Source organism: Buttiauxella sp. A111 (assembly GCF_014189855.1).
Classification (GTDB): Bacteria; Pseudomonadota; Gammaproteobacteria; order Enterobacterales; family Enterobacteriaceae; genus Buttiauxella; species Buttiauxella selenatireducens.
Genome location: NZ_BJFN01000004.1, coordinates 211450 through 225241 on the forward strand (window position 1 = coordinate 211450; position 13792 = coordinate 225241).

The window sequence follows — 13792 nt, forward strand, 5'->3', positions numbered from 1 at the left end:
AAAAGTGACACTGTCACGACAAAACACCATCATCCCTTCAGCATTTCGTTGTGGTTAATGGCCTTCATGGCGCACAATATCCCTCTTTTCCCGCTACGCTAATTGGCATGCATCGCTTACACCACTTCCCGGACATGAAAGGCATGTTACGGCGGCTGATTTTCGCCGTCTGGATTGGCGTCGCCTCAGCGATAGTCGTCTGGCTGTTTCGCCAGTCGATGTACTTTCTGGAAGGCCTATTTTTGGGGGATCACAGCGGCAGCCTGGTTGCCGCCGCTGCGGCACTGCCATCATGGCGACGATTGCTCACCCCTGCATTGGGTGGGTTGCTTGCCGGTACGCTTCTTTGGGCGTGGCAACGCGCTACGCGCCAGCGCCCTTCTGCGCCCACTGACTACATGGAAGCCATTGAAACGGGCGACGGACGCTTAGATGTTGGAGCCAGCCTGGTTAAATCGGCAGCCTCGCTGATAGTGGTCGCCAGCGGCAGCGCCATTGGCCGTGAAGGGGCGATGGTGCTACTGGCAACCGTTTTTGCTTCTGTATTCGCGCAGCGTTGCTCTCATAAAGACGAATGGAAGTTGTGGGTCGCCTGTGGCGCAGCCGCCGGGATGGCAAGCGCCTATCATGCGCCGCTGGCGGGTAGCTTGTTTATCGCAGAAATTCTGTTTGGTACCCTGATGCTTGCCTCCCTTGGCCCAGTGGTGATTGCCGCCGTCTGCGCCTTGCTGATGACCCACCTATTAAACGACGAGCAAACGCTGCTTTATACTGTCCGCGCACTCAGCGCCCCACAGCCGGTTCAATATCTACTGATGGCGTCGCTCGGCCTGCTTGCGGGTATTGCAGGGCCGCTGTTTCTTTGGTTGATGGCGCAAAGCAGTAAACTGTTCCAGCGTTTGCAGTTAACCCCTCCGTTACAACTTGCGTTAGGGGGATTGCTGGTTGGGCTGCTTTCGCTTATCACACCGCTGGTTTGGGGCAATGGTTACAGCGTAGTGCAGTCATTTCTCTCGCAACCGCCCGCGCTGCTGTTCGTGGCTGGGATTCTGGTCTATAAATTGGCGGCAGTACTGGCAAGCAGTGGCTCAGGTGCCCCAGGCGGTGTGTTTACCCCAACGTTATTTGTCGGCGCGGCCCTGGGAATGTTAGTGGGGCAATGGTTTGGAATATGGACGTGGAGCGGGGATAACGTGGCAATTTTGCTGGCGCTTACCGGAATGGCAACGCTTTTGGCTGCCACCACGCATGCACCGATAATGTCTACGCTGATGGTTTGTGAAATGACGGGGGAGTTTACACTGCTCCCCGGTTTACTGGTGTCGTGCGTGATGGCATCAGCGCTCTCGCGCTGGTTACGCCCGCAGACGGTCTATACTCAACGCGCCGCTAAGACGGGATAAATCGATGTAGTTTGCCAGTTCACGCTGTTCTGCGCGTGGCAAATAAGGCAGCTCACCCACCAGCGGTCCCGGCAGTTTTTTACTGAGTACATCAATGATTTCAGCGTAGTGCGCAAGCCCTGGATTGATGCGGTTCGCCACCCAGCCAATCAACGGTAAGCCGTCATTAGCAATGGCCTGAGCCGTCAGCAAGGCGTGATTAATACACCCTTCCTGAATACCCACAACCATCAATACCGGTAATTGCTCCTGCACCACCCACTCGGATAACGGACGTAAATCGTTCATTAAACTGCGCCAACCACCAGTGCCCTCAACCACAACGTGATCCACAAGGCCGGTTAAATTTTTCAGCCCGTCAGACAGCAGCGAATAGTTGATTTGGCAATTGTGGCTAACGCTGCTTTCTTCTTCGCTCAGCGCGATAGGGTTGATGGCTTCATAAGCCAGTGAAACAGTGGAAACACTTTGCAGAACTAACGCATCTTTGTTGCGCAGGCCCTCTGGCGTCTCTTTACACCCTTTGGCCACCGGCTTATAGCCGACAACACTTTTGCCACTGGCTGCAAGCGCCTGCAACAAGGCGCGAGAAACCACAGTCTTCCCGACTGCAGTATCGGTACCTGTTATAAAGAAACGCGTAAGCATGACTAACTCCCAAGGCAATGCTTCAAATACCCGTCTTTCTCAGTGAGGTAAGACGGATATTAGTGATTAGAAATTGAATAATTCAGGAGTGAAAGTCTAAAAGAATAGTGATTCGACCAGTTTGAGATAGCGCAATTTTTAGTGGATCAGCCTACGACATTACCCTTGCAGCAGACGAATCAATAACGAACCGTTATACATTGCGTCTTTTACCAGCGCCGCACCGGCCATGGTTCCACGGTGATTATATTGCGTGCTTTCGACAATCATGTGCGCGCTATACGCCGGTAACGACTGTTGACGAATGCAATCAGTGATCGCCGGATGCAGAATTTCTGCGGCTCGGTTGAGTGGCGAACCAATCAGGATTTTTTGTGGATGGAACAAATTGACCATAATCGCAAGTATTCGACCAACGTTGGTGCCTACCCCGAGAATAATATCTTTCGCTAATAGGTCGCCGTTGAGCGCGGCATCACACAACGATTCGACGGTGAGTGGCTGTTCATGCAGCATGGAGCCCATCGACTGGCTCATGCGCAACTGAGCTAACTCCAGCACGCTGTCAATGCTGGCTATCGTTTCAAGGCAACCGTTATTGCCGCAATAGCAGCGCTTGCCGTAGGGGTCGACCTGAGTATGACCAATTTCGACCAGGCTGCTGCTGCCTGCATGGAGCAGGCGCCCATCGGTAATGACACCGGCACCGACGTTATCATCAATGACCACCTGAATCACATCACGCGCGCCCTTTGAAGCACCAAACAGGCCTTCGGCCATCGTCCACGCGCTTATATCGTGTTGAACATACACCGGCACGCCAGTGTAGTTTTCAAGGATCTCGCCAAGTGGCATATCACAGACGTCATAAAACGGCATGCGATGGACGATGCCGCGCTTGGTGTCGATAATCCCGGGCATCGTGATGGCAATCGCGGTGAGGCGTTCGAGCTTTTGCTGGTGGCGGATAAAGAACTGGTCGATTTGTGCGATGATCCGCTCGATGAGCGGCTGCGCATCTTCAACACTGAGCGAAACGGTATCTTCAACAATCAGTTTGCTGCTTAAATCATGCAGACCGAGAGAAATTTCCCCACGGCTGATTCGCACGGACAAATAGTGCCATGCTTCAGTTTCCAGCATCAGCCCCACAGCAGGACGCCCGCGGCTGCCAGGATCCTGAATTTCAGTTTCCTGCACCAGATGGGCTTCAATCATTTCACGAACAATTTTCGTGATGCTGGCAGGAGCGAGTTGCGCCAGACGAGAAAGATCGATTCGCGACACCGGTCCATGGGTATCAATCAGACGATAAACAACGCCCGCATTGGTTTGCTTAATCTGATCGATATGGCCAGGTTGGCTATCAGCAACCACTTGCGACTCCCTTTATTTTCGCGCTTCGAAATAAACTTTGGGCTATGGTGAAACACTTCAACCAGAGGAGTCAAATATTTACGTAGGGTTGTGATTTACCGCACATATTAGGCCGCTTTAATCGTCTTTTAGAACCATTATTGACTGAGTCAGCAAGGCGGAGATTCTAAGTGCTGCGGCTGACAATTCGCGATGTTTTGGCCACACTAACCACATTTCTGACTGCGCCTCGGATTCTTCGATGGGCAACCAAACCACTTCCGATAAATGAACACGTTTAAATGATGCCGGAAGAATCGAAACTCCCAGCCCCGCAGACACCAGCCCGATTATTGTCATCGCCTCGCCCACTTCCTGCGTGATATAGGGCGTGATTCCATGGCGCTGTAACAGGCCGAGAATATCGTCATACAGACCGGTTCCGACATGAGGGTCAAAAAAGACAAACGGTTCGTTCGCCAGCTGTTGCAGAGAAATCGCCGCGCATTGGGCAAGCTTGTTGTCGCGGTGCACCATCGCCAGCAGGGGTTCCCGCAACACCACCTTCCAGTCCAGCGTGTCCGGAAGCCGCGTATTTCGCATTAATCCCAGTTCAAGTTCACCATCATTAAGCGGCGCGATTTGCTCGCGGGTGTTAATTTCCCGCATCTGCAAATGCACATCGGGATAACTGCGACGAAAAGTCGACAGACTGTCAGATACCGTTTTGATAAACGGCGCAGAGGAGGTGAAACCAATGCGTAATTCACCCGCCTCCCCTTGATGCAACCTGGCAGCCCTCCCGGCTGCGATCTCAACCTGGCTTAAAATCTGCCGCGCATCATGCAAAAACTGACGCCCCGCAGCGGTCAGGCTCACACTTCGGTTGGTTCTCGCCAGTAAACGTGCACCAATTTGTTGTTCAAGGATTTGAATCTGCTGACTCAGCGGTGGCTGTGAGATACGCAGGCGCGCCGCCGCACGACCAAAATGGAGCTCTTCCGCAACCGCTACGAAGTAACGCAGATGCCGCAATTCAATATTCATATTTTAAACATATCAATTGAGATTATTAATATATTAGACAGAACATTAGCGATTTTCTACTCTGAACAGAGACTTCAAAAGCGTATTAAGGACCCATTTTGAGCCGTACAACCCTCGTCGACACCGCAGAGGCAGAAGATGTTGACGACAGAATTTCACTCCAGCCTGCCACTTATATTAAACGGGGTTCGCCTCAGTTCATGCGCGTCACCCTGGCACTATTTTCTGCAGGACTCGCAACCTTTGCGCTGCTTTATTGCGTGCAACCCATCCTGCCGGTGCTGTCGCATGAGTTTGGCGTATCCCCCGCCAGTAGCAGCGTTTCCCTTTCGGTTTCTACCGCCATGTTGGCGATTGGGCTGCTGTTTACCGGGCCACTTTCTGATGCCATTGGCCGCAAACCCGTGATGGTGACCGCATTATTGCTCGCTTCAAGCTGCACACTGCTCTCCACCATGATGACCAGTTGGCAGGGGATATTAGTGATGCGCGCCTTGATTGGGTTATCGCTAAGTGGGGTCGCCGCCGTGGGTATGACCTATCTGAGTGAAGAAATTCACCCAAGCGTGGTAGCCTTTTCAATGGGGCTGTATATCAGCGGCAACGCGATTGGAGGCATGAGTGGCCGTCTGTTAAGTGGAGTCCTGACCGATTTCTTTAACTGGCGCATCGCGGTCGCCGGCATCGGCTGTTTCGCCCTGGCCTCAGCCCTCATGTTCTGGAAAATCCTGCCTGAATCCCGACACTTCCGCCCTTCTTCCCTGCGCCCTAAAACCCTGTTCATTAATTTCCGTCTGCACTGGCGTGACCCGGGATTGCCGCTGTTATTCGCTCAGGGCTTTTTACTGATGGGCGCGTTTGTCACCCTGTTCAATTACATTGGTTATCGCTTGATGCAAGGGCCATGGTATTTGAGCCAGGCGGTGGTCGGCTTACTGTCAGTGGTGTATTTAATCGGAACCTGGAGTTCACCTAAAGCCGGAGCGATGGCCGCAAAATTTGGTCGTGGCCCTGTCATGATCTTTTCTACCGCGGTGATGCTGCTCGGTTTGGTGCTAACCGTATTCTCACCCCTCGTGATTATTTTCATCGGGATGCTGCTTTTTTCTGCCGGATTCTTCGCCGCGCACTCGGTCGCCAGTGGCTGGATTGGCCCGCGTGCGAAACGTGCGAAAGGGCAAGCCTCATCATTATATTTGTTTAGTTATTACCTTGGCTCAAGCCTTGCCGGGACGTTTGGTGGGATTTTCTGGCACCAGTTCGGATGGGCCGGTGTGGCAAGTTTTATCGGCTCTCTTTTGGTCATCTCATTGTTAGTGGGGACGCGTTTGCATCATCGCGCACATTAACTCTGCCACAGCCTCGTTTTCGGGATGGCTTTTTGCTATTTTCGCTTGCGTACATCATCTCTTCACGAGGCTCTATGGAAAAGCAAAACTACAATCACCTCACCCGCACCTTCCAGCGTCTTTCCCGTTTTGGACACCTCTCAGCCATCGCTGGCTGGGATATGTTCACCAATATGCCGCCTAATGGCAGCACAGCTCGCGGTGAAGCCCTGGCTGAACTCAGCGTTTTGCAACACCAAATCCTGACCGATAAAAAAATAGCCACGCTGTTACAAGCTGCGGTTCAAGAAGACCTTAACGATGTTGAACGCGCCAACCTTCGTGAAATGACCCGCCAATATCAAGAAGCCATTTTACTGCCTGCTTCACTGGTAGAAGAGAAATCGCTGGTGGGTACGCGCTGTGAGCATGGCTGGCGAACTCAACGCCCCGCCAATGACTGGCAAGGTTTCGCCGCCAATCTGAAAGACGTGGTTCGCGTTTGCCGTGAAGAGGCTAAACTTCGCGCCGATGCCAAAGGAAAATCCCGCTACGACGCACTGTTAGATATTTACGAACCGGGCATGAGCAGCGCCAAACTCGATGTGTTATTCGGTGATTTACGCAGTTGGTTGCCTGAATTACTGCAAAAAGTGGTCGATAAGCAGGCGAAAGAATCTGTCATAACACCAGCAGGCCCGTTCGCCACCCATGACCAACGCGAGCTAGGTCTGGAAACCATGAAGTTGCTGGGCTTTAACTTTAACGGCGGCAGACTGGATGTCAGCGCTCATCCCTTCTGCGGCGGCGTTCCGGAAGATGTGCGCATTACCACGCGCTACGACGAGTCCGATTTGGTCAGTGCATTGTTTGGCGTTATCCACGAAACAGGCCACGCACGCTATGAACAAAACCTGCCGCGTGAATGGCTCGGCCAGCCGGTCGCATTAGCACGTTCGACGGCGATCCACGAATCCCAGAGCCTGTTCTTCGAGATGCAACTGGGTCGAAGCAAAGAGTTCCTGAAACTGCTCTTGCCGAAGGTGATCGCGCGGTTCGGCAAGCAGCCTGCATTTGAAGCATCGAACTTTATTGCCGTGAACCAACGCGTTGAACGTGGGTTTATTCGCGTCGATGCCGATGAAGTGAGTTATCCGGCCCACGTCGTTTTACGCTACGAAATTGAGCGGGCGCTGATTGATGGCGATATCGAGGTTGAGGATATCCCGGCACTTTGGGATGAGAAAATGCAGCACTGGCTGGGGCTGTCCACCAAAGACAACTTCCGCAACGGCTGTATGCAAGATATTCACTGGACGGATGGTGCGTTTGGTTACTTCCCATCGTACACGCTGGGTGCGATGTATGCCGCGCAACTGTTCAATGCCGCCAAACTCGCATTGCCGCAGCTCGAAGCAGATATTGCCGAAGGTAACTTCAGCGCGTTGTTCGACTGGTTACGTCAGAATATCTGGCAGCACGGCAGCCGGTTCACCACCTCAGAACTTATCACCAACGCGACAGGTGAAGACCTTAACCCGCTCTATTTCCGCAAACATTTAGAAGCACGCTATTTGTAATCACCTTAAATACCCAAAATAGTTCGAGTGGTAGAAAGGCGGCAAGCACGTGAGCCCCAGGAGCATAGATAACAATGTGACTGGGGCAGCCCACGCATCAACAACTTGAAGTATGACGGGTGGTTTGTACAAACCGTTACACGCCGATACCAATCACTCACTGAAGCCCTTGATCCACATGTTTATAGTTCATCTCAACGGCCCCGCTGGGGTTTAAACATAAACAAATTCGAGGATGTCGAGATGAATAAAGTATTAGCTCTGGTAGTTGCCGCTGCAATGGGTCTGTCCTCTGCCGCTTTCGCTGCTGAAACAACTGCAACTCCAGCACCTGTTGCAACCTCTTCTGCTGCTAAAGCTCCTGCTGCAAAAACCACTCATCATAAAAAACACAAAAAAGCAGCCACCGAGCAAAAAGCTCAAGCCGCTAAAAAACACAAAAAAGAAGTGAAGAAAACTGAAGCAGCAAAACCTGCTCAGGTTGAACAAAAAGCGCAGGCAGCTAAAAAGCACCACAAAAAACCTGTAGCTAAAGCAGATGCTGCTAAACCTGCTGCGCAAAAAGCCCAGGCGGCTAAAAAACACCACAAAAAACCTGCAGCCAAAACTGAAGCTGCAAAACCAGCCGCTCAGCCAGCTGCATAAGTTGTTACCCGTGAGCATTCGCGTAGCGGCTAACGCCGCCTGAAGAATCACGGGTCTATCGGGGCAACCCCGAAAGCATAGCCACACTAAAAACACCCGGTTCGCCGGGTGTTTACTTCCGGAGTCTGGATGATGTTGCGACGCTATAGTTTTGAAATCATCCTCACGCTGCTCATCCTTTGCGGCATTATTACGCTAAGCTTCTGGCTGTAATGACTTTTTACTCCCACTTTCTGTGCGACCCGTCTATAGTTAATCCATTCGCTGGGTTTATATAAAAATCAAAATTAATCGCCCCATCAGAGAGTGATATGCGCAAAAAAGTTGTGATGCTGTTAGGAGTGTTGTGTTTTTTACCGGCCCTTTCCCACGCTGATGGCGAGAGCGCAGCTGACGTCAAAACGCTGTTTTTTGGTAAGGATGACCGCACGCGAGTTACCGATCCTGCAAGTTCTCCGTGGGATGCCATTGGCCAGCTTGAGACTGCCAGTGGTAATTTGTGTACCGCAACCTTAATTTCCCCCCACCTCGCATTGACCGCGGGACATTGCTTGCTGCAACCGCCGCGCGGAACACCTGACAAAGCCATTGCTTTGCGATTTGTCTCGCATAAGGGAACCTGGCGCTACGAAATTCATGGCATTGAAGGACGAGTGGAATCCACGCTTGGTCATCGTCTGAAACCTGATGGAGAGGGATGGATTGTCCCGCCGGGTGCGGCTCCCCATGATTTTGGCCTGATTGTGTTACACAACCCACCATCCGGTATCACGCCATTGCCACTGTTCGAAGGCGACCGCAATGCACTCACCGAAGCACTCAAAAACCAGAATCGAAAAGTCACACAATCAGGTTATCCGGAAGATCATCTGGACTCCCTTTATACCCATAACGATTGCCTGATTACGGGCTGGGCGCAGAAAACGGTACTTTCACATCAGTGCGATACTTTGCCTGGAGACAGCGGCTCACCGTTAATGCTGAAAACAGAAAATGGCTGGCAATTAATTGCCGTACAAAGTTCGGCACCTGCGGCGAAAGATCGCTATCGCGCCGACAACCGCGCCATTTCGGTGACCGGTTTTCGTGATCAATTACAGAAATTAGCCAATCAATAATTTCACCGCCCGGTCTTCACGCCGGGCGGTTTTTCTTTTACGCCAGTTTGATGAGTACCATCCCTGTGAGCAGTAACACCAGGCCTATCCAGCCTTTACGATTGAGCCGTTGACCAAACAATATCCAACCGGCCGCCACGGTTGCGATAATACCAAACCCGCCCCATAGCGCATACGCTACCGACAATTCAATACCTTTAACCGCCTGTGACAGCGCACTGAAGGCCGCCAGTACCGCACAAAGCGATAGCACGCCATAACCAAAACGGCGGAAACCATCGGAGTGTTTCAGGAAAATGTTAGCCATAATTTCCAGCACGATTGCCGCCAGAAGCCACAATGCGTGCACCCATTCAAACGACGGCATGTTGACTATCCTTTACTGGTTTTAAGGCCTTTTCTTTTTTTGTGGCGGTGCCTGATTTAATCAGCGCAATCCCGACCACCAGCGTAGTGAGTCCCATTATTTTCAGAAGTGAGATGGACTCATCAAACAGCAGAACACTGAATAAAGTAATAAATAAAATACCGATGCCTTCCCACATGGCATAAGCGACCCCGAGGGCGATTTTTTTAACCGAAAATGATAATAAAATATAAGATAGCGTGATCATTAACAGCATGAAAATATACCCTATGTTGTCATCGCTAACGCTTGACCATTTCATAGATAAAGTGCCGGTAATTTCCGCAACAATCGCAAGTGCTAATAAAATCCAATAGATCATGATCTCTCTCCTGACAGAGAAAATAGCCGTACTACAGCTTAAAACGCGCTAAAAATAAGCAACGAAAAAAATAAAAAGGCTGTTAAACGTTATCCCTAAATAATTCGAGTTGTAGGACTAAAACGTCAAAAGCGTTTTAGAACAGCGATGAGGTCGCACGAGTGCAGTCAATGCACCGACAGCTTGAAGTATGACGGGATAAAACGGGAGAAAGATCTAAAGCGCGTTACGCCAGTGTTGCTCACCGGAAAGAGAAAAAGCAGAAGAAAAAGAAGGAGATTGACGGATTTCTAACATGTTGAACAGCTTGTTCGTAAGCATAATGTCCATAGTTTTCACAACTTATCCGCGTTGTTGCTTCTCATCAGTTGCGGATAGTAAATTGTCCTCAGTAGTTATACATACGCAATTTGTACCATATCCAGGAATGTACTTGCCTCCCCTTTTCAATTCTTTACGAAGATTCCCACAAAAAATAACGGTGTATTACTTAATTGCGCCCCCGTATTATACGGTTAATTAAGGAATGAATAATTGCGCGGGAGATAATCAATAGTGGCAAAACCCATTATTACGTTAAGTGGATTAAAAATCGTCATCATGTTGGGGATGTTAGTGGTCATCCTGGTGGGCATAAAAGTGGCGGCGGATATCATCATTCCGTTTATTTTGTCGCTGTTTATTGCCATCGTTCTCAACCCGATGATACGCCGCCTGGAACGGATGCATGTCCCGCGAGTGCTGGCGATTACCATGGTTATTTCGGTGATTATCTTCTTCGTTGTGCTGCTGCTTGCCTATCTTGGCACCACACTCAATGAGCTGACACGGACACTGCCGCAATATCGTGCATCATTTATCTCTCCGCTCCAGGCCATGGACCCGTGGCTGCAACGGGCCGGGATCACGGTATCGGTGGACGAACTGTTCAAGTATATCGATCCCAATGCGGCTATGACGTTAGCCACAAGCCTGATCACTCAGCTTTCCAACGCGATGTCCTCAATCTTTTTATTGCTGCTAACCGTAGTATTTATGCTGATTGAAGTGCCGCAATTACCAATAAAACTTCATCAATTGATGTCTCGCCCAGAGGTAGGCATGGGGGCAATTCAGCGAGCACTGGACAGCGTAAGTCGTTATCTGGTGCTGAAAACGGCGATAAGCCTGGTCACCGGCCTGGTGGTCTGGATTATGTTGGCCATGCTCGATGTGCGTTTTGCTTTCGTCTGGGCGCTGCTCGCCTTCTCGCTCAATTACATTCCCAACATCGGTTCGGTACTGGCAGCCATCCCCCCTGTCGCGCAAGTGTTGGTATTCAGTGGTTTGTATGAGGCATTGTTGGTGGTTGCCGGTTATCTGGCTATCAACCTGGTGTTCGGCAATATCATTGAGCCACGCATGATGGGCCGAGGTTTAGGATTATCCACTCTGGTAGTGTTCTTATCGTTGATATTCTGGGGTTGGCTTTTGGGGCCGGTGGGTATGTTGTTATCGGTTCCGCTCACTATTGCCGTGAAAATTGCTCTTGAGCAAAACGAAGGCGGCAAAAGTATTGCTGTGCTGCTCAGTGATGTGACTAAAAACTAAACTACCAGAGCCGTTTACCATCGGTAGGCGGCTCTGGCGTCTGTTTACAGGGTATAACCCGGTTTTTTGGCAAGCGTATCAAGAGCCGGAGCGATCTCTTTATCGTAAACATCCTCTTTCCAACGGTCTTTCTGGATAGGGGTTAACGCGACAGATAATGATTCATCTGTTGAATTGAAATGTTTCTTGAGTACGGCACAGATATCGGCGGCCAGCGCTTCTTTTTGCTCGTCAGTCAGTTCACGCGGAAAGTGTTTTACAGTGATATGCGGCACAGTGGTTCTCCCCTTTATTGGAAACAATATACTTACGTTAAGCACCCGTTCGTTGCAACAGCTAAGGCAGGCAAATCGCCGCAAATTCCGCAAGGCTGAAACCATAGTGCGGGTCATTGACGCTCAGACCAAATTTGTCCTGAAGCAACTGATACAACTCCGCTGCATCGTCTATCGTTCGCGGCTGTCCGTCGTTAAATTGCCGATCGTTTTGCGTCAACGTGGTGCCATCGGCTTTTTTCAAACACATCATTAAATGATGATAGAAATGCGATTGAGGCCAGGTCGAAACATAATGGTTGGCGACCTCGAAGTCTGATGCGTACTGGGGCTGTAAATCAAATCGATACAACGGCAGCCATTCATCCTGTTGTTGAATACTCAGCAGATAATCATCATCGATTTGCGTCAACCGATAATCACCAAAGTCGGTGTTCTGCACCACATCTCTCTCTAAACGCAGCGCAGACGTCAGCGTTTTGCCACCAAAACCCACATCCGCCAGATAGCGTTGCTGGTTTAGGGTGATAAGTAACAAGCGATGCGTGCGAGGCGGCATCTCGGTGGGTTGTGAGATCAATACTCGGGCACCCAGGTCTTCAACCACAAAACCGATATGCTCAAGCGCCGCACGCAGCAATGAGTTTTGCTCGTAGCAGTATCCACCCCGCCCTGCGACCACAAGTTTTTCAAATACGGCGTCTATATCTAAGCGGATTTCACGCCTTAGTAACACATCTATATTTTCAAACGGTATCGCGCACGTATGCAGCAGATGAATGCGTTGTAAGGTTTCGAGGTTCGGTTTTGCCTCGCCCCGGAAAGCGATGCGAGTGAAATACGCCTGAAGGTCAAAAGCCATGATCTCAATCTCTTAAAAATAGATGAGTTCACTATAATGCGTTTTTTTGCCCGTAAATGATCGATAATGCCAAATACACTCCGGAAAATGAGCGCTATAAGGAAACCCGCCGTGAAAACCAAATCGATGACGCTTTACGATGTGGCGAAACATGCCCATGTTTCCTATCAAACGGTCTCGCGCGTTATCAATCAGGCAGAACATGTTTCTGATAAAACCCGGCGAAAAGTCGAAGCTTCAATGCGGGCGCTCAATTACGTTCCCAACCGTGTAGCACAGCAACTGGCAGGGAAACTGAGCCAGAACATTGGCCTGGTGACCAGTAATTTGTCGCTGCATGCACCGTCGCAAATCGCCTCAGCCATTAAGACTCAGGCCAGCAAACTTCACTTTAACGTGATGATGTCGATGATTGAGCAGCCTGATATAGAAGCCTGTAAAAATGCGGTCAACAGTTTGCTGTCTCAGCGCGTTGACGGCTTGATTATTAACATTCCGTTGGAAGATGAGCAGGCACAAACTCTCACCGAAATGTGTGGTCATGTTCCGGTGTTATTCCTGGATGTTTCACCCGCGCTGAATATAGACAGCATTACTTTTGATGCGACGGCCGGTACGCATCTGGCGATTGAGCATCTGGTTGCGCAAGGTCATCAGCGTATCGCGTTACTGAACGGGCCGCTCACTTCCGTCTCTGCCCGCCTACGCCTTGAGGGTTGGCAACAGGCGCTGGCGCAGCACCAGTTGCATGCCGCGGCTCAATTACAAGGAGACTGGAGTTCGCAATCGGGTTATCTCCAGACGCTTGCGCTGCTCGGCCAGGGGGGAAAATTCACCGCGCTATTGGTAGCCAATGATCAAATGGCGTTGGGGGCTTTACGCGCGCTGAATGAATCGGGCTTATCCGTGCCAGGACACGTTTCGGTCATTGGCTATGATGACACTGAGGATAGCGCCTGCTTTATTCCACCGCTCACCACCATCAAACAGGACTTTAAAGCGCTGGGCAGTGCGAGCGTTGACCGTCTGCTTGAACAAATTCACTCGCCGAATCAACCGGTGCCAGCCTCCGTACTTCCGGTCACGCTGATTGAGCGTAAAACCACTGCAGCCCCAAACGCCTTCACCGCATCGCCACAGGCGCTGGCGGAGGCACTGACGGTGCTCGCCCGTCAGGTCGCACAGCTCAAATGATTTCTGTGAATCCCCTCA

General features: G+C 50.8%; 14 protein-coding genes. 7 read left to right on the plus strand and 7 right to left on the minus strand.

The window, feature by feature from the left end; translation table 11 throughout:
- Positions 1–107: 107 nt before the first annotated feature.
- Entirely contained in the window at positions 108–1403 is a 1296-nt protein-coding gene (gene clcB, locus BSPA111_RS13215) for a voltage-gated ClC-type chloride channel ClcB (protein WP_183271973.1), read from the plus strand.
- On the opposite strand, the gene bioD is transcribed toward clcB, so the two are convergent.
- The 3 genes from bioD to BSPA111_RS13230 form a co-directional block, all read right to left on the minus strand.
- Positions 1356–2051: a dethiobiotin synthase gene (gene bioD, locus BSPA111_RS13220; protein ID WP_183271625.1), complete on the minus strand. Its 696-nt coding sequence runs from the start codon at positions 2049–2051 to the stop codon at positions 1356–1358. The two genes, clcB and bioD, sit on opposite strands and share 48 nt — an antisense overlap.
- Before the next feature lie 159 nt (positions 2052–2210).
- Entirely contained in the window at positions 2211–3428 is a 1218-nt protein-coding gene (gene mlc / locus BSPA111_RS13225) for a sugar metabolism global transcriptional regulator Mlc (protein ID WP_183271626.1), read from the minus strand.
- 117 nt (positions 3429–3545) lie between these two features.
- On the minus strand, positions 3546–4454 hold the full coding sequence (locus tag BSPA111_RS13230; RefSeq protein WP_183271627.1) for a LysR family transcriptional regulator: 909 nt from the start codon (positions 4452–4454) through the stop codon (positions 3546–3548).
- Positions 4455–4552: 98 nt separating this feature from the next.
- Here BSPA111_RS13230 and BSPA111_RS13235 point away from each other — a divergent pair, with 98 nt between their 5' ends.
- From BSPA111_RS13235 to BSPA111_RS13250, 4 genes are all read left to right on the plus strand, one after another.
- Positions 4553–5803 carry an MFS transporter gene (locus BSPA111_RS13235; protein ID WP_183271628.1) on the plus strand — a complete coding sequence of 417 codons (1251 nt, stop codon included), beginning with the start codon at positions 4553–4555 and terminating at the stop codon, positions 5801–5803.
- Between the two features lie 74 nt (positions 5804–5877).
- Positions 5878–7362 carry a carboxypeptidase M32 gene (locus BSPA111_RS13240; protein WP_183271629.1) on the plus strand — a complete coding sequence of 495 codons (1485 nt, stop codon included), beginning with the start codon at positions 5878–5880 and terminating at the stop codon, positions 7360–7362.
- 243 nt (positions 7363–7605) lie between these two features.
- Complete coding sequence (gene asr / locus BSPA111_RS13245; protein WP_183271630.1) at positions 7606–8007, plus strand: acid resistance repetitive basic protein Asr; 402 nt, start codon at positions 7606–7608, stop codon at positions 8005–8007.
- Positions 8008–8318: 311 nt separating this feature from the next.
- Positions 8319–9125, plus strand: coding sequence for a serine protease (locus tag BSPA111_RS13250; protein ID WP_183271631.1), 807 nt, complete (start codon positions 8319–8321; stop codon positions 9123–9125).
- A gap of 37 nt (positions 9126–9162) precedes the next feature.
- On the opposite strand, the gene mdtI is transcribed toward BSPA111_RS13250, so the two are convergent.
- The gene (gene mdtI, locus BSPA111_RS13255) at positions 9163–9492 is read right to left on the minus strand and encodes a multidrug/spermidine efflux SMR transporter subunit MdtI (RefSeq protein WP_183271632.1); all 330 of its coding nucleotides are present in this window, start codon (positions 9490–9492) and stop codon (positions 9163–9165) included.
- The gene (gene mdtJ, locus BSPA111_RS13260) at positions 9479–9856 is read right to left on the minus strand and encodes a multidrug/spermidine efflux SMR transporter subunit MdtJ (RefSeq protein ID WP_183271974.1); all 378 of its coding nucleotides are present in this window, start codon (positions 9854–9856) and stop codon (positions 9479–9481) included. Before mdtJ ends, mdtI begins: the two co-directional genes overlap by 14 nt.
- A 552-nt stretch (positions 9857–10408) precedes the next feature.
- On the opposite strand from mdtJ, the gene BSPA111_RS13265 reads away from it, so the two are divergent.
- On the plus strand, positions 10409–11443 hold the full coding sequence (locus tag BSPA111_RS13265) for an AI-2E family transporter (RefSeq protein WP_183271633.1): 1035 nt from the start codon (positions 10409–10411) through the stop codon (positions 11441–11443).
- 44 nt (positions 11444–11487) lie between these two features.
- Here BSPA111_RS13265 and pptA read toward each other — a convergent pair whose 3' ends face one another.
- Together pptA and BSPA111_RS13275 are read right to left on the minus strand one after the other, a co-directional pair.
- Complete coding sequence (gene pptA / locus BSPA111_RS13270; protein ID WP_064547288.1) at positions 11488–11718, minus strand: tautomerase PptA; 231 nt, start codon at positions 11716–11718, stop codon at positions 11488–11490.
- Positions 11719–11779: 61 nt separating this feature from the next.
- Positions 11780–12580 (minus strand): arylamine N-acetyltransferase, encoded by an 801-nt coding sequence (locus BSPA111_RS13275; RefSeq protein ID WP_183271634.1) that lies wholly within the window; start codon positions 12578–12580, stop codon positions 11780–11782.
- A gap of 87 nt (positions 12581–12667) precedes the next feature.
- Here BSPA111_RS13275 and BSPA111_RS13280 point away from each other — a divergent pair, with 87 nt between their 5' ends.
- Positions 12668–13774 (plus strand): LacI family DNA-binding transcriptional regulator, encoded by a 1107-nt coding sequence (locus tag BSPA111_RS13280; protein WP_183271635.1) that lies wholly within the window; start codon positions 12668–12670, stop codon positions 13772–13774.
- Positions 13775–13792: the final 18 nt, after the last annotated feature.

Excerpts from the sequence above, each read along its gene's own strand:
- BSPA111_RS13275 (WP_183271634.1), bottom strand. The coding sequence starts at position 12,580 with ATGGCTTTTGACCTTCAGGCGTATTTCACTCGCATCGCTTTCCGGGGC.
- mdtI (WP_183271632.1), bottom strand. The coding sequence starts at position 9,492 with ATGCCGTCGTTTGAATGGGTGCACGCATTGTGGCTTCTGGCGGCAATC.
- asr (WP_183271630.1), top strand. The coding sequence starts at position 7,606 with ATGAATAAAGTATTAGCTCTGGTAGTTGCCGCTGCAATGGGTCTGTCC.
- clcB (WP_183271973.1), top strand. The coding sequence starts at position 108 with ATGCATCGCTTACACCACTTCCCGGACATGAAAGGCATGTTACGGCGG.
- BSPA111_RS13230 (WP_183271627.1), bottom strand. The coding sequence starts at position 4,454 with ATGAATATTGAATTGCGGCATCTGCGTTACTTCGTAGCGGTTGCGGAA.
- BSPA111_RS13250 (WP_183271631.1), top strand. The coding sequence starts at position 8,319 with ATGCGCAAAAAAGTTGTGATGCTGTTAGGAGTGTTGTGTTTTTTACCG.
- BSPA111_RS13240 (WP_183271629.1), top strand. The coding sequence starts at position 5,878 with ATGGAAAAGCAAAACTACAATCACCTCACCCGCACCTTCCAGCGTCTT.
- BSPA111_RS13280 (WP_183271635.1), top strand. The coding sequence starts at position 12,668 with ATGAGCGCTATAAGGAAACCCGCCGTGAAAACCAAATCGATGACGCTT.
- bioD (WP_183271625.1), bottom strand. The coding sequence starts at position 2,051 with ATGCTTACGCGTTTCTTTATAACAGGTACCGATACTGCAGTCGGGAAG.